Genomic DNA, 19,680 nt, shown 5'->3' on the forward strand with positions numbered 1-19,680 from the left:
TCGTCAGGCTCATAACCTGAAGGCCGCAGGTTCAAATCCTGCCCCCGCAACCAACGACGCTTGCGAATGACCATTCGCCACATTTCGCCGGGATCGTAGTGTGCGGTTCCCCGCAACCAACGATACTTGCGATACGAACGCATCAAGAACGCCACTGTCCGGATGGACCGTGGCGTTTTTCTTGTGCGCCGCAAACTGCAGGATCGCCGCCAGGTCGCCGCGCAGGATGATCGCCAGTTCGCCATCGGCGGGCTGGAGCGTGATCTGTGAGACGAGCGTACGCAGGCGCTCGGCCGCCTCGGTCTTCGTCTCCTCGGCCTGAAGGCTTTCATAGAGAGACGCGATCCGCTGCTGGTAGATCTCCGCCATGTTCGGATGGAGAAGGGGAGGTGGCTCCTCCGTGTTGGCCAGACGCTCTGTAAGTTCGATTTTGCGAGCCTCGAGCGCGCCGATCTTATCCTTGAGCTTCGCGCCCGGAACGCCGTCGAGGATGGCTTGGATTGCCTTGTCCAGTTCGCGATCAATACGAGGCAGCTCATTTCGCATCGCCACGAGGTCGGCGCCCAGTTCCATACGCAGTCGGTTCACCTCGCGGGTGAACTCGTTGCAGAACTCCTTGAACAGGTCAGGTTCCATCAGGTGCGTCCGCAGTCCGCTCAGGACCGATGCTTCCAGCGCGTCGCGACGGATGTTCAGGCGGTTGTCGCAGGTGCCCTTGTTGCGCGCCGTCGAGCAGCCGAGCAGATCTTTCGAGATCATGCTGTAGCCGCCGCCACAGCAGCCGCAGCGGATCAGACCGGCAAAGAGATGGCGGGGACGCCGCCGCTCACTGAGCGCTTCGTTTCCCCTTTCCGGCTGGTTGAAGGTTGTCTCGACCTGGCGCGCCTTCACGGCGTCCCACAGATCCTGCTCGACGATCCGAAATTCCGGCACCTCCTGGATCACCCATTCGGATTCAGGATTGAGGCGTGAGACGCGCTTGCCGGTATCGGGATCCTTGAGGTAGCGGAGCCGGTTCCACACCAGCTTGCCCACATACATCTCGTTGTTGAGGATGCCGGTCCCGCGCTCCCGATTGCCGTGAATGGTGGACGGTCCCCATTCGCGTCCCTGCGGACCCGGAACGCCGTCCCGGTTCAGTTCCATGGCGATCGTGCGCGAGGACTTGCCGCGCGTGTAATCGGTGAAGATCCGCCTGACCGTACGGGCTTCGTCCTCATTGATGGTCCGGTCGCCGCGAATGCGCTCACCCTTCGCATCGAACTGGCGCACGACATCGTAGCCGTAGGAATTGCCACCGCCGGACTTGCCGTCCTCGACGCGTCCGCGCAGTCCACGGCGCACCTTCTCGGCCAGATCCTTGAGGAACAGGGCGTTCATCGTGCCCTTGAGCCCGATATGCAGGTGTGTGACATCGCCCTCAGAGAGGGTGATGATCCGCACGCCGGAGAAGGTCATCCGCTTGAACAGCCCGGCGATATCTTCCTGGTCGCGCGACAGCCGGTCCATGGCTTCGGCCAGTACGATCGTGAAGCGGCCGCGCGTGGCGTCCTGGATCAGTTCCTGAATACCTGGGCGGAGCAGGGAAGCACCCGAAATCGCCCGGTCGGTGTAGCTGTCGACGATCGTCCAGCCCTGTTTCTCCGCGTGAAGCCGGCAGAGGCGTAACTGATCCTCGATTGAGGCATCACGCTGGTTTTCGGATGAATAGCGGGCGTAGAGCGCGACTTTCACAATCCCATCTCCCTAATCCTGGAGATCGCGTCGCCTCGCGGCCTCCACTTCGGCGTTGACGAAATCCCGTGCGGCCTGACGGGCTAGAAGCCGGACCAGACTGACCAGCCGTGGATCGGCTCCACTGCGCAATGGGGTCACGTTGGCGTCCGGGGCGTCGAGAACGAGCCGCAGCCTGTCCGCTATCGTATCGCGTTGGCGTGCCATCTTCCCGTCCTTTCTGCATGGACCTTTGGTTGGCTCTGACGGCACTCTGGATGTCGGACGGGACGTGTGTGAACAGAAAAATACACGCAAACAAAGAGATGGGCCGTCCGAAGAGGGCTTGGGGATAGTCGCGAACACGCGCGGCTATCGCCGTCGGCACTGTCACAAATTGGTGAGGACGCGACTATAATAGTCGCAATGTATCGCAGCTTGTATCGACTCGCGGGTTGGTTGGCACGGACCTGTGTTCTGTAGAACCGTCTCTGCGCGGTTCCGTGGATGCGATCCGGCGTCTGGTGGGGCCGGGAGAGAGGAAGAGGGACGTGGGGTTTTCGGTGACGGATTCAGGGGTGGGAGAGAGGCTTCCGCCCGTCCGTCACGGAGTGTTCCGCCATGGCGAGCGCCATCCAGAAAATCGCCCTCAATGCGTCCCGTGATATTCCTTTCAACAAGCTGGTGCTGTCGCAGTCCAACGTGCGGCGTGTGAAGGCCGGCCTGTCGATTGAGGAACTGGCCTGCGATATCGAACGTCGCGGGTTGCTGCAGAGCCTGAACGTCCGTCCCGTCCTGAACGGCGAGGGGGCAGAAACCGGGTCTTACGAAGTGCCGGCCGGCGGCCGGCGCTTCCGCGCGCTCGAACTGCTGGTGAAGCAGAAGAAGCTGGCGAAGACGGCCCCGGTGCCCTGTGTCGTGCGCGAAGCCGGCTCGGCCATTCTCGCCGAGGATGATTCCCTGGCCGAGAACGTCCAGCGGGTCGCGCTGCATCCGCTGGACCAGTTTCGTGCCTTTCGCGACATGCTGGAGAAGGGCATGTCCGAGGAAGAAATCGCCGCCGCGTTCTTCGTCGTGCCGGCCGTGGTGAAGCAGCGCCTGCGCCTGATGACCGTTTCGGACAAGCTGCTCGATGTCTATGAGCAGGATGGCATGAAGCTCGACCAGCTCATGGCCTTTTCGATCAGCGACGATCATGCCCGTCAGGAACAGGTCTGGGAGATTATTGCCCAGAGCCACAATCGCGAGCCCTATCTGATCCGCCGCATGCTGACGGAAAAAACCGTGCGCGCATCGGATCGGCGCGTGCGCTTCGTCGGGCTGGATGCCTATCTTGCTGCCGGCGGTCCCGTCATGCGTGACCTGTTCGAAGCCGACGATGGCGGCTGGCTGCAGGATCCGACCTTGCTCGACCGGTTGGTCATGGAAAAACTGGCGTCAGTCGCAGAGGATATCCGTGCCGAGGGCTGGAAATGGGTCGAGGTGGCGCTATCCTTCCCCTGGGGCCACACACGGGATTTCGCGGAGATCGAAGGCACGCCTGTTGCGATTTCGGAGGAAGAAGCCGCCCGGCTGACTGCGCTGCACAGCGAACAGGAAACCATCGAAGCGGAATACGCGCAGGCCGATGAATTCCCCGAAGACATCGATACCCGGCTGGGGGAAATCGAACAGGCCATTGAGGCGCTGGAAGAACGCCTTGTGTCCTTCGATCCGGCGGACACAGCGCGTGCAGGGGTCTTCGTCAGCCTGGACACCGACGGCACACTGCTGGTCGAGCGGGGCTTCGTCCGTCCGGAAGACGTGCTGGCGGACCCCGAGGACCACCACGATGCATCCGAAGGTGATGATGACGCGGTCGTCTATTACAGCGCGGGTGACGACGGCGAAGGGAGGGAAGGCGCCTCCGACAATGAGCCCGAGGACGACGACGGGCTGAAGCCGTTGTCCGACCGCCTGCTGACGGAACTGACGGCCTGGCGCACGCTGGCTCTGCGCGATGCGTTTGCTGCCAATCCGCATATCGCATTGACGGAACTGCTGCACACGTTGGTCCGCGACCTCTACTGGCAGGTCTCGGGCGTGGACTGCCTGGAAGCCTATGTCCGGGAGATCCCGCTGCGGGTCCATTCCCCCGACATGCCCGGCAGCCTGCCGGCCCACGCGCTACGCCAGCGCAACGAGGGCTGGCAGCACGATCTGCCGGAGGACGAGGACGCACTCTGGCAGTGGCTCGACGGACTGGACGATGCCAGTCGCATCGCGCTGCTGGCGCATTGCCTGTCTTTCGGGATCAACGCGCTGCATGAATCGTCCCATGGTCCGTCTCTGGCGCGTAGCATCAGGGAGCGGCTGGCCCGCGCCGACCGTCTCGCCACTGCGCTCACGCTCGACCTGGCCGAAGCGGGCTGGCAGGCGACTGTGGAGAACTATCTCGGCCGCGTCACCAAGGCGCGCATCCTCGAAGCCGTGCGCGAGGCGCGGGGTAACGAGGCCGCCGACCGCATCGCCCATATGAAGAAGGGCGACATGGCACAGGCGGCCGAAAGGCTGCTTGAGGGCAGCGGCTGGCTGCCCGAGGCTCTGCGGACGGCGAATGCGCCGGAGCTAATTGAAACGGAAGAAGGGGCGGCGCGCATGACCGACAGTCCTGATGCGGTCGCAGCCGAGTGAGATCTATTGTTGAGTATCATGGGCGGCTTCCGGTCTTCGGGAGCCGCCTTTTGTATTGGACGAGACTGTCTTCGGACGCACCCGCGTTAGCGGCCGGTTGGAGTCAGTGACGGGTCGTCGGGAGCAGGTGTCGATCCGTCTCGAGTTTGAGGGCTGCCGCCCATAAGGGCGTTTTGGTATAGAAATCCCGTCTGCTGAAGCCGGTGCCTGTTCGGTGCTCGTTGAGCAGTCCTGCCCAGCACAGCGGACTCAGGACATGGACGTAAAGACTGGCGGTCAGCTTGAAATCCCGGCGACGGATATCCTCTTCCTCGCCCCCGTAGAGAACCGAACATAACCGCTCTTCGGTGACGGCAACCTGGGCCTCGATATTGATGACGTTGAGAAAGATATCCCAGTTGCCGAACAGTGGTTCATCGCTCCGGGTGTAAGGGCTGTGGACAACGACAAAGAGGAGATGGGTCGTCAACAGCATCCAGAGCCGGGCTGGCTCCGATTGGAGCTTTCTCGCCAGGTCGGTCAGCCGCAGGGTGCCCTTGAAATGCCGTGCGAGCTTCACGCTGAGCAGGACCTCGTGCAGGATCACCAGTGGCGGGAAATCGTGTTCATTGAGGACTTTGTTGACGGCGTAGAGGTCTTCGACCCTATAGTGGGGCCAGTCAAATGCCTCGGCGGCCCACGCGACAAAATAGCGCTTGAGCGCTTTGCTGGGCGTGAGGCCGATCGGGCCGTTTTCCTCAATATAGCCGATCGTCAGCAGCGCTGCCTTCAGGATGAGGGCATGCGACAGGGGGAGGTCGTTGTCGGGCGAACGAAACGGATTCATCACGGAAACAATGAACCAGGTCGGTGCGAGTTGCCAGTCTGGCTCTGCCACGCGGGGACGATCTCCGTCCCGCGTCCTTCATTGTAATGTCGGTTATCGCCTCTCATATCGGTCATTTTTTGTTTTCCAATGGACGTCTCGTAAGCGGACATAGCTGAAGATGTCGCTTGACCGCTGATGCTGGCATCAGCAAAGTCGTGTTTGCCTAAAAAGACAGCGATACAGGTAGGGTGATAACCTGTGGTCTCTCCGGAGACAGTCACGCTTGAGCGAATAAACCCGCTCTTGGCCATGGCCGGACACGACGAGGATAGGCCTCGTCCGTGGTCGGTCGTCGCTGTCCAGATTGCGACCGGCTCGTGTCCGTCTCACCGACGGAAAGACACAGTCATGAAGCTGAACCATATCAATCTCTACAGCCAAGATACTGAGGCTGATCGCGTGATGTTCGAACAGTATTTCGGCCTGCGCACTCTCGTTGTACGTGGGATCAAGATGGCCATCATGGAGGACAATGATGGGCTGGTGCTGATCGTCAATCATTTCGACAACAAGCTCGAAGGCTTCGATTATCCCAGGCAATTCGACATCCTGCACATTGGTTTCATCCAGAAGTCTCGCAAGGACGTTGATGCTCTTTATGAGCGCCTAAGCGCCGATGGCTGGGAGGTGCAGGCTCCACGCAACGCGCATGGGGCGTGGTGCTTCTATTTTCGAGCGAAAGGGGGTTATTTTATCGAAGTGACGACATTAACGCCGGTTCGCCCCGAAGAAGCATATCGGAGAGCCCCATGTTAATGCTGGGCACGAGAGGCTCAGCAACCTGAACGACCTTTCTGATTTAGGATGCGGGATGAAGGAAATATTAGCATGCCTGTCGATTATATTAAATAACGGATAAATATTTTTATAGATTGATCCTTTTTGTGTTAAAAATACTTTATTATACGGGGCAAATGGCAATGAATATTCCAATAAACTCAACAAAAAGCAGAGGAAAAATAATTTTGTAACTTATTCTTTCGAACGCAGTTAAGGCTTGCTGCTGAACGAAGAGACCGTGATGACCTCGCCTCATACCGCCGTAGCCGTTACTCATGAACCCCCCGCTATTCCAGGGTTTAATCGGGCCTTGCTCGCCTTATGCGCTCTCAATTTCTTCATGGCGGACGTCCAGGCCGGGATAGGGCCCTTTCTCGGCGTTTTTCTTCAGCGTCACGGCTGGCAGACGGGGCCGATCGGAACCGTCATGACCGTGGGAGGCATTGCCGGAATGCTCGCCACCATTCCCGCGGGCGCGCTGATTGATCACACGACGAAAAAGCGGTTGCTCGTCATTGTGGCAGCGCTCTGCACGATTTCTGCTTCACTTCTTCTTCTAAGCTCGCAAGCGGTGCCCGTTGTGACGGTCAGTCAACTTGCAACTGCTTTGGCCGGAGCCGGGATGGGCCCTCTGATGGCGGCTATAACGCTCGGGATCGTGCGCCAGAAAGGCTTCAACACACAGATCGGCCGTAACCAGGCCTGGAACCACGCCGGCAATATGGCCGGGGCCGGACTGTCCGGCTGGCTGGGATGGCAGTTTGGCCTCTCAGCAATTTTCTTTCTTGAAGTCGCCTTCGGTCTGTTCGCCATTTCTGCGGTCCTCCTGATCCCGGAAAAATCCATAGATCATAAAGCTGCACGCGGACTGGACGATAAACCCGTTCACGATGAGGGGACGGCGGAGGGGTTGCGATCCTTTCTGCGACACAAGCCTCTTCTCATTCTGGCGAGTTGTCTGTGTTTCTTCCATCTCGGAAACGCCGCGATGCTCCCGCTGTACGGCATGGCGGTCGTTAGTGCAGGCAAGGGTAATCCAGCCATGTTTACGGCGATGACCGTGATGGTCGCACAGGCTGTGATGATCGTCGTGAGCCTGCTGGCCATACGTTTCGTCAGGGACCGTGGTTACTGGATCGTCCTGCTGATATCGTTTGCCGCCCTATCGCTGCGTGGTTTGATCGCGGGAAGCTTCATCCAGCATTGGGGTGTGTGGCCGGTGCAGATCCTCGATGGGATCGGTGCGGGGCTTCAGAGTGTCGCCGTGCCAGGTCTGGTGGCCAGACTGCTGAACGGAACCGGACGGATCAATATCGGACAGGGCATTGTTATGACGGCGCAGGGCATTGGAGCAAGCCTCTCCCCGGCTCTGGGAGGATGGCTTGCGGAAGATCTGGGATACACCGTGGCGTTCTATACTCTGGGCTGCTTTGCAATCGTGTCACTGGGGCTCTGGATAGGTTCGGCATCGATACTGCGATCTGCCGATCAGGTGTCGGCATGACCTCTCACCAGGAGGCGATCTGGACGATCGCTGTTCTGGCGACGGCCGGTGTTATTCTTCGACCGTTTCGGATCCCGGAATGGATGTGGGCCGTCATCGGAGCCACGGTCCTCATGGTGACAGGGCTGATCCCCCTCACCATGGCGGGGGCCGGTCTCGTGAAAGGCGGCGATGTTTATCTGTTTCTTATCGGCATGATGCTGCTCAGTGAAACGGCGCGCGCAAACGGACTGTTCGACTGGATTGCGACCTGGGCCGTCAATCATGCCGCTGGTTCAACGGCAAAGCTGTTCAGCCTGGTTTATCTGGCCGGTGTCGTGGTGACGACGTTCATGTCCAACGATGCGACGGCTGTTGTGCTGACACCAGCCGTGTTCGCGGCAGCAAAAAAGGCAAAAGCTGATCCCCTTCCGCTGTTGTTTGCCTGCGCACTCGTCGCCAATGCGGCAAGCTTTGTCCTGCCTGTCTCCAATCCGGCGAACCTGGTTCTGTATGACGGCGCACTCCCTGCGCTGGGATCATGGATGAGGTCATTCGCGCTCCCGTCGATCTTGGCGATCATGACGACCTATCTGGTTTTGCGCCTCATGGAACGGTCACACCTGCGTCAGGACTGCGCCTCCCAGGTTGAAACCATTCCGTTAACACTGGGCGGCAAGGCGGCTTTTGTCGGCATCGTGCTAACTGCGCTTCTGCTTGTCACAGTGTCAGCTTTTGATCTGTCTCTCGGCTTGCCAACAGCGCTCGCCGGTATTGGGACAGCATTGGGCGTCTCAGCGCTGGCACGACGATCGCCGCTTGCGCTCATACGGGATATTTCATGGGGCGTTCTCCCGCTGGTCGGTGGCCTGTTTGTTCTGGTAGCTGCCGTCGAAAGTACGGGAGCGGTCGGAGTGCTTGGCCGCCTGCTTCAGCAAGCCGCCAAAAGCGATCCTGTCACTGCTGCCTGGGGGGCTGGCGCTCTTCTGGCTTTTATCTCCAACATCATGAACAACCTGCCTGCCGGATTAATTGCCAGTGAGACAGTGGCGCAGACTCATGTCCCGCGACTGGTGATTGATAACCTGTTGATTGGCGTGGATCTTGGCCCAAACCTTTCCGTGACGGGATCTCTAGCCACAATTCTCTGGTTGCAGGTGATCCGTCGAGAAGGCGAAGAGGTCGGGTTTCTACAATTTCTCAAGGTTGGTGCTGTGGCTATGCCCGTTGCGCTTTTCACGGCACTCGGTGCGCGACTGTTGGTCGGATGACGGCCGCGGTAATCCTGTCGCTGCTCGCCCTGGCTGCGTTGCACATCGCATAATCTGGCAATCCCTCTCGACCATCGGCGAATAACGAGAAGTGTTGCGGACCATCCGCTTTCCTGAAGGGTTTCGGGCGCCGCGAGGCGTACGAAAGTCTGGGAAGACCGAACCCGCGACACCGGGACTCAGTTATGGGGAATTTGCAATTGGCGCCGTCCCGGGGGAGAGGCTGAGCCAGAGCATACAGGTGCGTTTGTGGAACTGGAACGGGTTTTTGTGACCGGATCTGCATGACGCAATGACAGAACTGGCAGTGTAGGCAGCGATTTTCCCGGGTTTTCCAGTGATGCGTACAGGAGATACGGTTTGTCGGAGCGATGCCACTCCGATATCGGGATCGGTCATGCTGTAATCTCTGCGGGCTGTCATGGTGATCCCCCGGCCGGATCAGTCGCCCGTGGTGGTCCTCGGGGCTGGCACCATCGGGGAAGGATCTGGATGACGACCATCGAACCACCACAGCATGGGCACGGCGGTGGCGTGGCCGGTTCGGCCTCCGGGACTTCTGGCGCTGGTGTGGATATGACCTTGAGCAGTTCCCGCACCCGGGCGAGGCTGGCCTTGCGACTGGAACTGGCCAGCAGGCCATAATGGCGGATGCGATGAAATCCCCGTGGCAGGACATGCAGCATGAAGCGGCGGATGAACTCATCCGTGGCGAGTGTCATGACCTGCTGCTGGTGGGCCGTGTCCCGCCGGTAGTCCTTGTAGCGGAACGTCACGCCGTTTTCGTTGAACGCCAGGAGGCGGCGGTTCGAGATGGCGACACGGTGGGTATAGCGCGACAGGTAGGCCAGCACTGCTTTAGGACCGGCAAAAGGCGGTTTGGCGTAGACGACCCAGCGCGTGCTGCGCACAGGGGCCAGATACCGCATAAAGGCACGGCGGTCTGCTAGAGGGGCAAGCTGCCCCCGAAAGGCCAGCCGGTCGGTATCGAAAAGTGCGCGCAGCCGGGTCAGGAACAGGCGGCGGAACAGTTTGCCCAGCACGCGAACGGGCAGCAGGAAGGCAGGGCGTGACGAGATCCAGCGCTGGCCATCGGGCGAGAGACCGCCACCCGGCACGATCATGTGCACATGGGGATGATGGGTCAGCGCCGAACCCCAGCTGTGCAGCACGGCGGTGATGCCGATGCGGGCACCCAGATGCCGGGGATCGGCGGCGATCGTCATCATCGTCTCCGAGGCCGCCTGGAACAGCAGGGCGTAGAGAACGGCCTTGTTCTGGAGCGCGATGTCGGCGATCCGCGCCGGCATGGTGAAGACGACATGGAAATATCCGACCGGCAGCAGATCGGCCTCCCGTTCGGCCAGCCATGTCCGCGCGGCGTTCCCCTGACAGCGCGGACAATGACGGTTGCGGCAGCTGTTATAGGCGATCCGCCAGTGTCCACAGTCCCCGCAGGCCGCGACATGACCACCAAGGGCCGCGGTGCGACAGTGTTCGATCGCCGACATGACCTTGAGCTGCTGCAGGGGGAGACGGCCGGCATGGGCTGACCGCCAGGCAGGGCCGGCAGCCCGGAAGATGTCCCCCAGTTCGAGGGAGGCAGACATGACCGCCCCCCCGGGGGATCAGCCGTCGGGCCTCGCCTGCGTTGTCGCCAGCATGCCCAGCCTGTCGAGCGGACTGATGACGGCCCGCACGGTCCGTGTCGCAACTTTTGTATAAAGGGCCGTGGTCTCCAGACGGGAATGACCCAGCAGAACCTGGATCACGCGGACATCGACACCATCCTCAAGCAGGTGTGTGGCAAAGCTATGCCGCAGGGTATGAGGCCCCACACGTCTGGTGATCGAAGCAGCCCGCGCGGCATCGACAACCACACGATGGAGTTGCCGTGTGCTGATGGGCCTCATGGTGTCCTGCCCGGGAAAAAGCCAGCCACCGGAATGCATCACGCCCTGCTGGCGTCCGGCCTTCCACCACTCCCGCAGCAGGGGCAGAAGGTCTGCCGGAAGCATGGCGTTGCGATATCGTCCTCCTTTGCCCCGTTCGACCCTGAGCAGCATGCGCTCGCTGTCGATATCACTGATCTTGAGAGCGGCGACCTCGGCCACCCGCAGGCCTGCCCCATAGGCGACCGACAGGGCGGCCTGATGCTTGAGGCATACGGTCGCGTTGAGCAACCGGGCAACTTCATCACGGCTCAGCACGACGGGCAGGTTGCGGGGCTGCGCTACCCGGACCAACTTGCGTGCAAGGTCAGGGCGGTCGAGCGTCTGGGTGAAGAAAAACCGCAGCGCCGACACGATGGCATTCATGGTCGGTGTCGGCATGCCAGCCGCGTTCTGCGCAATCTGGAACTGGCGCACATCCTCGCCTGTTGCCGTGTGGGGTGAGCGGCCCAGAAACGTGGCGAAACGGCCGACATCGCGAAGGTAATTACGCTGCGTCTCCCGGGAGAACCGCCGCACCGCCATGTCATCAAGCAGGCGCTGGCGAAGGGGACTGATTGCAGCAATGCACAGGGACTCTGTCATCATCCGGCTCCTTCTGGTGGGAAGAAGCCAGAGTGCTTGGCCCGATCAGGACAGTTCCAAATAAAACAGATCGCTCACGCCGTGGTGACAGACCTGCACACCGCACCAATCCCGCGCAGCGGGTTCGTTCATCCTGAAAACTTGGACAGCTCTTTCTGTAAGCGAGATGAGGCGTCAGCAGCCTGTCTGCTTGTCCCGCGCTAAGCGCACTTACCGGTTTCGCCTCTTCTAGGACATTAGCGGCTCAATGACGAACAGCGAAAAGCGGACATCATCTTATACCGTTGCCGTCGTTTCGTGCCGGTCCGCTTCACGTAGCAGAACGGCAATCCCCCGGACTACCGGAGACATCACGCCGCCTTGCAGATGCAATCGCGTCGCACGCGGCGTGCCTTCGACCGCCTCTCGTGCCACCTAAAAAGGATCCGTGTGTCTTGAGTCCATCCAACGCACCGATGGTCTCGGTCGTTTTAGCAGTGTCATATGCACCCGCCGTGACCCGATGCTGGTATGAACGCGGACGTAATGATTTTCCTATCTGGAGCAAGATTATGTCTTTGCTCAGATGTGCCACACGGGCTGGACGCTCGACGGCAATGACATCCGTGTTAAACAAAGCGCCCGCGTTCATCGCCAGACGCTGTGGGAAGAGGAGCGCTGTAAATCCGACCGCCTCAATCAACTCGCTTTGCAGACACTGGACGCCCTACCGGTTCCATAGTGCTGTAGTTTCGGCCAGATCGCCAGGGCCGACACCCTATGTTACTGTTGCTTGCAAAAAAGTCGCTGCGATTAGCACCCCCACGACAGTGGGCCAATCTCTAACCTGTAATGTCGAGACCACTATCTCATCATTAGAGGCATGGTTCGTGATCGCTTACATCCGCAGAGGTCTGGGGAAAATCAATCAAGTCGATTTCTGAAGCACACTCTCAGATTATCTCAGCATCAGCTATTTTATGAAAGTAAAAAACGGAAATAGCTTTGTTGCTTTTCTTAATTAAGGCGTTATAATATTTTAATTTGCAGTTTTTATAATAATATTAAAGATTATTTATTTATGGAAAGAAAATGTTTAGGTTATATATTATAAAAAACAGAGAAAAGTTTTATTTAATATAGAAATTTAATATATTTAAAACCGGATAATAACAGGTTTTTGGCCAATCATCGCTACATCTGTAAGATGGGATACCACGTTAGCTGCGACATCTCCGCGAGACACAACACCGTTTCGCCACTGTGCCGGTGCCATTAAGATTTTAGCTTTGCCGCTGATGCTCCCGTTGATCAGCACGCCCGGTCGCCAGATCGTCCAGTCCAGACCGCTGGCGACGATAAGCCTTTCCTGCCGGGTCTTGTCGTCATAAGCGCGACCAAACAGCATACGAAAGGGCAGGCGCTGAAACGGACCGATAGCAGCGGCACTGTCGCCTGCACCAAAGCCGGTTACAGCCACCAACCGGCGCACGCCCTGGCTGATCATCAAAGGCACCAAGACCCCCGTAGCCTGGGAAAACAAGTCGATCGGTCTGAACAAATCACGGTTGGAAACCCCCAGAACCTGTATTACCCCATCGACGCCGACGAGCGCTCGCCTCAGGTCCTGCGACGCCAGAGCATCACCGGGGAATTTCTCAAGCCGATCGTGCGTCAGTTTGATGCCGGAGGCGCCGCGAGCAAAGGCTCTGACACTATGACCTTGGCCAAGCGCCGCCTTGACGACTTCGAGCCCGAGGCCTCGCGATGCACCCATCACCAGAACAAACACAACACGCCTCCAACACACTTGTCTTCCATCATCATCCTTTGAGGGTGCCACAGAGGAAACACGTCATTTAGGGCATAGGCGCCAGATGCCCAGTCAGGATGCCAGGCAGTAACCCGGACGACCTGACATGTTCCCGAAATGTCAGGTCGTCACAGGGCGGGAAGTATTGCAAGATGTGATAATGAATGATCGACACGACGACGATACCTTCACCGTATGGTACGATGGCGGCTGTCCACTCTGCCTGCGCGAGATCGCGCTGATGCGCCGATGGGATCGGGCAAAGCGTATTCACTTCGTCGATCTCACCGACCCGGCGCAGGCCTGCCCTCTCGACCGGCAATTGCTGCTCGATCGTTTCCATGCCCAGCAAGGCAGTGTGCTTTATGACGGCGCCGCCGCTTTTGCGGCCATGTGGCGCGTCATTCCGGCGCTGCGACCGCTTGGCGAACTCGCCCGGCTGAAACCGGTCCTGTGGGTTCTTGAGGCAGGTTACCGTCGGTTTCTTAGGGTGCGGCCGATCCTGCAGCGATGGCTGAGATGAGGGTAGCAGCTGTGTTCGGCGCCGGCGGCGGCATCGGCCATGCTGTCGTCGAACGCCTTGCCGCGTCTGGGCGCTATGCGCGCATCCATGCGGGATCACGCCGACCATGCGTCGGCTTTGGTGCCACGGTGTCGCCGTTCACCTTCGATTTGACCGACGAGAACAGCATTGCCGACGCCGCGGCCTCAATCGAGCACACCCCCGAATTGGTCCTGTTAACCACCGGGATTCTGCATGATCGGGTGCGGAACATTGTTCCCGAAAAGACATTTCGCAGCCTCGATGCCGCGTCCATGGCCCGCGTCTTCGCCATCAACACCACCGGGCCGGCGCTGATTGCCAAGCATGTGCTGCCACGTCTGCCACGCGATCGACGCTCGGTTTTCGCGGTTCTCTCCGCACGGGTCGGCTCCATTGGCGACAACCGGTTGGGAGGCTGGCATGCCTATCGTGCCAGCAAGGCGGCGCTTGACATGCTGGTGGTCAATTTCGCTATCGAGATGCGGCGCACCCACCCTGAGGCGATCGTCGTGGCCCTGCACCCCGGCACCGTGGGCACCGCGCTTTCAGCGCCATTCCAAGGTGCCGTGCCAGCGGGAACGCTCTTTTCGCCCGCCACGTCGGCAGAGAATCTTCTGCGGGTGATCGAGACTCTCACCACTGCCGATAGCGGCAGACTGATTGCGTGGAATGGAGAAAGGCTGCCTTGGTGAAAATGCGCAGAAAAGCCGATCTGCCGAGCAAACTCTGCGCGGCCTGCGGGCGGCCCTTCGTCTGGCGCAGAAAATGGGCGCGCGACTGGAGTTCCGTGCGCTATTGCTCCACCCGCTGCCGCTCAACCAAGGGAAGCGAGAAAACGCTCGGCGTCACGCGTTAACCGGGCCTGTTTTTCGGGTGCGAACCCCTCCCATGTGCGCACCATCTGTGCCATGCGCGGATTGCCGCGCAGCCGGTCGGCATGGCGCGCGACAAAATGCCAGTAAAGCAGATTGAACGGGCAGGCTTTCGGCCCCTCCTTTGCCTTGACGTCGTAGGTGCAGGCCTCGCAATAATCGCTCATGCGATGGATATAGGCACCGCTGGCCGCATAGGGTTTACTGGCCAAAAGACCGCCGTCGGCAAACTGGCTCATGCCGATGGTGTTGGGCAGTTCGACCCACTCGAACGCGTCGGCGTAGACCGCCAGATACCATTCATGAAGCGCGTGCGGGTTTATCCCGGCGAGCAGCGCGAAATTGCCGGTGATCATCAGCCGCTGGATATGATGGGCGTAGGCCTCTTCGCGCGTCTGGGAGACACAGGCGCCCACGCAGCTCATGGGCGTGTCGGCGCTCCAGTAAAAAGACGGCAGAGGCCGATGCGCGTCCAGCGCATTGCTCTGCGCATACTCGGGTCCGCGCCACCAATAGATGCAGCGGACAAACTCGCGCCAACCAATGATCTGACGGATGAAACCCTCCGCGCTGTTAAGCGGCACACGCCCCGCGCGCCACTCAGCCTCCACCGCGCGGCACATCGTCAGCGGGTTGAGCAGGCCAAGGTTGAGATAGGCCGACACCACTGAATGACAGAGAAAACGATGCCCCTTTAGCATTGCATCCTGATAGCGGCCGAAATCTCGGAGGCCATGGCGCAAAAAATGGGCGAAAGCAGCCTCGGCCCCGGCGCGGGTGACAGCGAACCAGAAAGGATTCAGTTCGCCGAAATGATCAGGAAAACACGTCGCCACCATCTTCAGCACATCGCGTGTGATCGTGTCGGACTCGAAACGCAGCGGATCAGGCATAACCAGAGCGCCCGGCGCCGGGTTGCGATTGTCGCGATCGAAATTCCATTTTCCCCCGGCAGGCTGGTCGCCTTCCATCAACAGACCTGTCTTGCGGCGCATCAGCCGATAGAAATGCTCCATCCGAAGGCCCGTGCGTTTTTCAGCCCAGGTGGCAAAGCGGTGACGATCGGCCAGAAAGCGATCGTCGGGCAGCAGGGTGAGTGACGGCCATTGTGCCATTTCCTGCATCAGGCGCCATTCGCCAGGCTCTGTGGCGAAGACCTGCGCCGCACCGTGCCGGGCGGATGCGCGCATCACCTCGCCGCGCAGGCTGCCGGAATTGGCCGGATCGCTTAATGTGACGTAATCGACACGCCAGCCGGACATGCGCAATTCCGCTGCGAAATGCCGCATTGCCGCGAGGATCAGCACGATCTTCTTCTTGTGATGGCGGACATACGTGGCCTCGGCGATGACCTCCGCCATCAACACCACATCGTTTTCCCGGTCGGCCGCTCGAAGGGAGGATAGGGCCGGCGTCAGCTGGTCGCCCAGAACAAGAACTATACGTTTCATGTCGAAAGATTAGCTTGCCGCCCCCTGACGCAAAGCCTGACTTCAGGGGCAAAAATCCGTCAGAATCCCGCTTCGATTGCAAGGCGCACGGCATCGGCGGTCGTCTGCGCGCCCAAGGCGCGCAACATGGCGGCACGATGCATTTTGACCGTACGCTCGGACACCCCCAACGCATGAGCAATCTGCTTGTTGAGCTGGCCCTTTGCCATCGCCAGCAACACCGTGCGTTGCCGGGGCGATAACCCTTCGACCTTGAGGCGCGCGGCCGCTGCGCGGCTTTCGTCGGGCCCGTCCGGAATCTGCATCTGGGAGCCGAGAAAATAAAGGAGTTCCCCTTCGCTATCGAATATAGGCGCCACCATCACGGCATTGCGAAAAGGATGGCCGTCCTTCCTGTAATTAAGAATCTCGACCATCACCGGCCGTCGTTCGCGGATGCCTGCACGGAGGGTTTCCATCAACTGCGGCTCCGTCCCGGCCCCGGTCAGAAAACGACAATTGCGGCCGATGACCTCCTCACGGGTATAACCGGTCAAAGCCTCGAACGCGGCGTTGCATTCGATGATCGGATTGTCGGGCAGCCGCGGATCGCTGATTACAGCAGCGACTATACTGTCAGCGATCATGTCTGAAATAGCCATCGGCCACTACTCCACGCTCCGGCGCCAACCATTTCCAGCGTCCGAAAAGAAAACGAACATACCCTTTTTGCCATATTGCCGACAACCGCCCGATGCCCGGATATGAAAGCTAGTCAACCGTAACGGTATCTTTCGCATAATGCCGGGAAGGCCAACGCCTTATGAATGTCATGACCGCCATTTGTTCGTGCAAGGAAGTCTGCGACCACGCCAAAGAAGCGAGGTCGTCCCGAGCCGTTCCAGCCGACATGACGGCCTGTTAAATCGGAGGCAACAATGCGCATCGTTATTATCGGAGCTGGAATGGCGGGGCTGACCTGCGCACAGGCGATCTGCAAGGCTGGCCACGCGGTGACATTGTTCGACAAAGGTCGTGGTGCAGGTGGACGGATATCGACGCGGTGCATATCCGTGAACGAGGAGACACTGGCCTTCGATCATGGGGCCCAATATTTCACTGCGCGCGGAGCATCGTTCCGCGAACAGGTGGCGCATTGGCATATTCGGGGCGTGGTAGCGCCATGGCCTGTCGCCGGAGCCGATGCCTGGGTGGGCACGCCCGGTATGAACGCGCCGGTCGCGCACATGGCCGCGCAGCAGGAGGTGCATTTCTCCAGCCACGTTATGGGACTGGCATCGGAAGGGCGGAAGTGGCGGATCATGCTGCAAGATGGATGCGCCCATGGTCCCTATGACGCCGCCATTCTGGCTCTTCCGGCAGAGCAGGCCGCCGCCTTTCTGGGGGCACACGATCTGCAAATGGCTGCTCATGCCGTGGCTGCGCGTTCGCGGCCTTGCTGGACGGCGATGATCGCGTTTTCGGATCGGTTGCCCATCGAGACCGATATTCTTCGCTCTGCTGGACCGATCGCTTGGGCAGCACGCAACAGCTCTAAGCCCGGCCGGGATACGCCGGAAACATGGGTCGTGCAGGCCGGATCAGATTGGTCGTTTCGGCATCTGGAGAAGGACGCGGAGGATGTTGCGGAACGATTAGCCGCGTGGCTGACAAATCAGACATGGGGCGTCTCCTTGCCTGACCGAAAATGTCTCGCTGCGCATCGCTGGCGCTACGCAATGACGCGACCTTCTTCATGTGGTGCCCTCTGGAATCCCGACCTGCGTCTGGGGGCCTGCGGCGACTGGCTGTTGGGGCCGCGCATAGAACTGGCCTGGCAATCTGGCGCGGCACTTGCGGCAAAAATTCTCGCCTGAGGAGGGGATCCTGTAACTCAATTTCGCCCTCGCATTTCGCGATGTCATCACAAGTGGACATCCATCCCGTGAAGCCTACGCGAACATTCAGCCGAAAGGACGAGTCATGAAACATCAGGAGAAGGAAACCCCGAAACTCGTCATGCTGCGCGCTTCCGAAAGGACGCTTCTTGATCGTGACGAAGCATGCAAGGTTCTGGGGATCGAACCGGGGACGATGCGCAAACTTAACCTGCTTGGCTGCGGAGCACCGTCCCTGAAAGTGCGAAACGTGAGGCTCTACCGGCGGGAGGACATCCTCGTGCTCCGCGAGCGCTGGATGGCCGCCGTTGACGTTAATGAACAGGATCGTCTTGCCCGACGCCGGAGACGCGATGAAAGCTGTGGAGCGGAGAAAACCGATCCACTCATGATGTTTCTCGCGCATCGGACCATGATTGATCGTCTAGTGATTCGGTTGTTCTGGAGCATGATCATTTTCGGCGGCCTGATCTGCCTGATTCTGTATTAGGAAATGCCACGACAATTGACGAGAGCGAGGACATTTTTGAGTATCAATCCAGACGGAAGTCTTGAACACCTGATGCTGCGGATCGCCGTCGGGGATCACGCCGCTTTTCGAACTCTCTACGACCAGCAGTCGCCACAACTCTACGGTCTGGCCCTCCGCCTGCTGCGACAGCCGGAGATAGCGGCCGACGCGGTGCATGACACGTTCGTCGAGATCTGGCAGCGGGCGGCGCGCTTCGACCCAGAGCGCGGAAGCGTCGGCGCCTGGCTTGGGACCCTGCTTCGCTATCGGGCAATCGACATTCATCGTCGAACGCGGCGGGAGGAAAGCGGTTATGAGCGGCCGGAAGAAGTGGATCGGGCCCCCGATCCTTTAGACAATCTAGAGAGTTCGGAACAGGGGCGGGCGCTGCGGCTTTGCCTGGATACTCTTGAGCCGCGATATCGGGAGGTCGTGGTTCTCGCATTTCTTGATGGGCAGTCGCATGCCGAGCTTGCGCAAACGCTTGCGACACCCCTTGGGACGATCAAATCCTGGGTGCGGCGCGCACTGGGTGCCTTAAGGAGTTGCCTTGGGTCATGAGCGATCGACCGCAGATCCCTGGGTCGGACGACGACCGCTATATCGTGGCAGGCGAATATGTCCTGCGGCTAATCCCGGAAGAAGAGGCAATGCGGGTCGAGGCCGATCCGTCGATGGCGCCGTTGATCGCCTCCTGGGAACAGCGGCTCGCGCCCCTGCTCACCGTGCCGGCGCCCGTGCCTCCGCCTGCCGATCTCTGGCACCGGATTGCCCGCTCGACCGGAATTGCGGACCGGCCTGTCCGATCGCCACGAGGCTCTGCTTCGTGGGCCCGGAGCATCGCCTTCTGGCGCGCAGCCACGGCAGGCATGAGCCTTGCGGCAGTCGTTCTCGCCGGCGTAATTCTCTCACGGGATCGTCTGGAAGACCGGCAGGCGCGCTTCGTCGCAGCACTTGCGCCAACGGACGCGCAGGCCGGGTTTGTCGTTAGCCTGGCCGCCGACGGGAGCCTTACCGTTGAGAATAGCGGTCGCATCCACGCTCGAAGCGGTCGCGATCTGGAGCTGTGGGTTTTGCCCGACGGCGAGAAAGAGCCGAGATCGCTCGGCGTCTTGCGCGGCGAAGGAAATATCGCAATCAGAGAGAAGATGACGTTCAGCAGCGCCCAGTTCATGATCACCGACGAGCCGTCCGGCGGTTCATCAACGGGGCAGGTTTCCGGTGCGATATTGTTCGCTGGAAGGCTTTCGCCGCTTCCAGAGTAACCGCCCGGAAACGCCCAATCTCATAAAAAGTAATCTGCCCCTC

Annotated in this window: 19 protein-coding genes; 11 read left to right on the forward strand and 8 right to left on the reverse strand. The window is 59.8% G+C overall.

Annotation, left to right across the window (positions count from 1 at the left end; translation table 11 throughout):
* Positions 1-9: 9 nt before the first annotated feature.
* Both ABF821_RS10975 and ABF821_RS10980 read right to left on the reverse strand, forming a co-directional pair.
* Positions 10-1,734, reverse strand: coding sequence for a recombinase family protein (locus tag ABF821_RS10975; RefSeq protein WP_415530027.1), 1,725 nt, complete (start codon positions 1,732-1,734; stop codon positions 10-12).
* Between the two features lie 12 nt (positions 1,735-1,746).
* Positions 1,747-1,941 (reverse strand): hypothetical protein, encoded by a 195-nt coding sequence (locus ABF821_RS10980; protein WP_182974249.1) that lies wholly within the window; start codon positions 1,939-1,941, stop codon positions 1,747-1,749.
* A gap of 393 nt (positions 1,942-2,334) precedes the next feature.
* Here ABF821_RS10980 and ABF821_RS10985 point away from each other — a divergent pair, with 393 nt between their 5' ends.
* Positions 2,335-4,386: a ParB/RepB/Spo0J family partition protein gene (locus ABF821_RS10985; RefSeq protein WP_415530028.1), complete on the forward strand. Its 2,052-nt coding sequence runs from the start codon at positions 2,335-2,337 to the stop codon at positions 4,384-4,386.
* Between the two features lie 103 nt (positions 4,387-4,489).
* On the opposite strand, the gene ABF821_RS10990 is transcribed toward ABF821_RS10985, so the two are convergent.
* On the reverse strand, positions 4,490-5,212 hold the full coding sequence (locus tag ABF821_RS10990; RefSeq protein ID WP_182974358.1) for a hypothetical protein: 723 nt from the start codon (positions 5,210-5,212) through the stop codon (positions 4,490-4,492).
* A 390-nt stretch (positions 5,213-5,602) separates the two neighbouring features.
* Between ABF821_RS10990 and ABF821_RS10995 the strand changes: the two genes are divergently transcribed.
* The 3 genes from ABF821_RS10995 to ABF821_RS11005 all read left to right on the forward strand — a co-directional run bounded on the left by ABF821_RS10995 (position 5,603) and on the right by ABF821_RS11005 (position 8,788).
* The gene (locus ABF821_RS10995) at positions 5,603-6,010 is read left to right on the forward strand and encodes a VOC family protein (RefSeq protein WP_012553554.1); all 408 of its coding nucleotides are present in this window, start codon (positions 5,603-5,605) and stop codon (positions 6,008-6,010) included.
* 241 nt (positions 6,011-6,251) lie between these two features.
* Complete coding sequence (locus tag ABF821_RS11000) at positions 6,252-7,538, forward strand: MFS transporter (protein WP_182974251.1); 1,287 nt, start codon at positions 6,252-6,254, stop codon at positions 7,536-7,538.
* Positions 7,535-8,788: an arsenic transporter gene (locus ABF821_RS11005; protein ID WP_182974252.1), complete on the forward strand. Its 1,254-nt coding sequence runs from the start codon at positions 7,535-7,537 to the stop codon at positions 8,786-8,788. Before ABF821_RS11000 ends, ABF821_RS11005 begins: the two co-directional genes overlap by 4 nt.
* A gap of 419 nt (positions 8,789-9,207) precedes the next feature.
* Here ABF821_RS11005 and ABF821_RS11010 read toward each other — a convergent pair whose 3' ends face one another.
* The 3 genes from ABF821_RS11010 to ABF821_RS11020 form a co-directional block, all read right to left on the reverse strand.
* Positions 9,208-10,398, reverse strand: coding sequence for an IS91 family transposase (locus ABF821_RS11010; RefSeq protein ID WP_182974253.1), 1,191 nt, complete (start codon positions 10,396-10,398; stop codon positions 9,208-9,210).
* A gap of 18 nt (positions 10,399-10,416) precedes the next feature.
* Positions 10,417-11,328 carry a tyrosine-type recombinase/integrase gene (locus tag ABF821_RS11015; RefSeq protein WP_182974254.1) on the reverse strand — a complete coding sequence of 304 codons (912 nt, stop codon included), beginning with the start codon at positions 11,326-11,328 and terminating at the stop codon, positions 10,417-10,419.
* Between the two features lie 1,132 nt (positions 11,329-12,460).
* On the reverse strand, positions 12,461-13,096 hold the full coding sequence (locus ABF821_RS11020; protein ID WP_415530029.1) for an NAD(P)-dependent oxidoreductase: 636 nt from the start codon (positions 13,094-13,096) through the stop codon (positions 12,461-12,463).
* A gap of 181 nt (positions 13,097-13,277) precedes the next feature.
* Between ABF821_RS11020 and ABF821_RS11025 the strand changes: the two genes are divergently transcribed.
* From ABF821_RS11025 to ABF821_RS11035, 3 genes are read left to right on the forward strand one after another with little or no spacing between them, the layout of a single operon-like run.
* On the forward strand, positions 13,278-13,640 hold the full coding sequence (locus tag ABF821_RS11025; protein WP_182974359.1) for a thiol-disulfide oxidoreductase DCC family protein: 363 nt from the start codon (positions 13,278-13,280) through the stop codon (positions 13,638-13,640).
* On the forward strand, positions 13,628-14,353 hold the full coding sequence (locus tag ABF821_RS11030) for an SDR family NAD(P)-dependent oxidoreductase (RefSeq protein WP_220791793.1): 726 nt from the start codon (positions 13,628-13,630) through the stop codon (positions 14,351-14,353). Before ABF821_RS11025 ends, ABF821_RS11030 begins: the two co-directional genes overlap by 13 nt.
* A gap of 2 nt (positions 14,354-14,355) precedes the next feature.
* A complete protein-coding gene (locus tag ABF821_RS11035; RefSeq protein ID WP_218026293.1) occupies positions 14,356-14,517 on the forward strand; it encodes a DUF2256 domain-containing protein in 162 nt (53 codons plus the stop codon).
* Here the strand turns inward: ABF821_RS11035 and ABF821_RS11040 are convergent.
* Complete coding sequence (locus ABF821_RS11040) at positions 14,476-15,984, reverse strand: cryptochrome/photolyase family protein (protein ID WP_182974257.1); 1,509 nt, start codon at positions 15,982-15,984, stop codon at positions 14,476-14,478. The two genes, ABF821_RS11035 and ABF821_RS11040, sit on opposite strands and share 42 nt — an antisense overlap.
* Positions 15,985-16,043: 59 nt before the next feature.
* Positions 16,044-16,625 (reverse strand): PAS domain-containing protein, encoded by a 582-nt coding sequence (locus tag ABF821_RS11045; protein WP_182974258.1) that lies wholly within the window; start codon positions 16,623-16,625, stop codon positions 16,044-16,046.
* A 276-nt stretch (positions 16,626-16,901) separates the two neighbouring features.
* On the opposite strand from ABF821_RS11045, the gene ABF821_RS11050 reads away from it, so the two are divergent.
* From ABF821_RS11050 to ABF821_RS11065, 4 genes are all read left to right on the forward strand, one after another.
* Entirely contained in the window at positions 16,902-17,840 is a 939-nt protein-coding gene (locus tag ABF821_RS11050) for an NAD(P)/FAD-dependent oxidoreductase (RefSeq protein WP_182974259.1), read from the forward strand.
* A gap of 106 nt (positions 17,841-17,946) precedes the next feature.
* The gene (locus tag ABF821_RS11055) at positions 17,947-18,351 is read left to right on the forward strand and encodes a hypothetical protein (protein WP_182974260.1); all 405 of its coding nucleotides are present in this window, start codon (positions 17,947-17,949) and stop codon (positions 18,349-18,351) included.
* A gap of 72 nt (positions 18,352-18,423) precedes the next feature.
* On the forward strand, positions 18,424-18,933 hold the full coding sequence (locus ABF821_RS11060) for a sigma-70 family RNA polymerase sigma factor (RefSeq protein WP_182974261.1): 510 nt from the start codon (positions 18,424-18,426) through the stop codon (positions 18,931-18,933).
* Positions 18,930-19,637: an anti-sigma factor domain-containing protein gene (locus ABF821_RS11065; RefSeq protein WP_182974262.1), complete on the forward strand. Its 708-nt coding sequence runs from the start codon at positions 18,930-18,932 to the stop codon at positions 19,635-19,637. The genes ABF821_RS11060 and ABF821_RS11065 overlap by 4 nt, the downstream gene beginning before the upstream one ends.
* Positions 19,638-19,680: the final 43 nt, after the last annotated feature.

This window comes from Gluconacetobacter sp., assembly GCF_047721585.1.
GTDB lineage: Bacteria > Pseudomonadota > Alphaproteobacteria > Acetobacterales > Acetobacteraceae > Gluconacetobacter > Gluconacetobacter dulcium.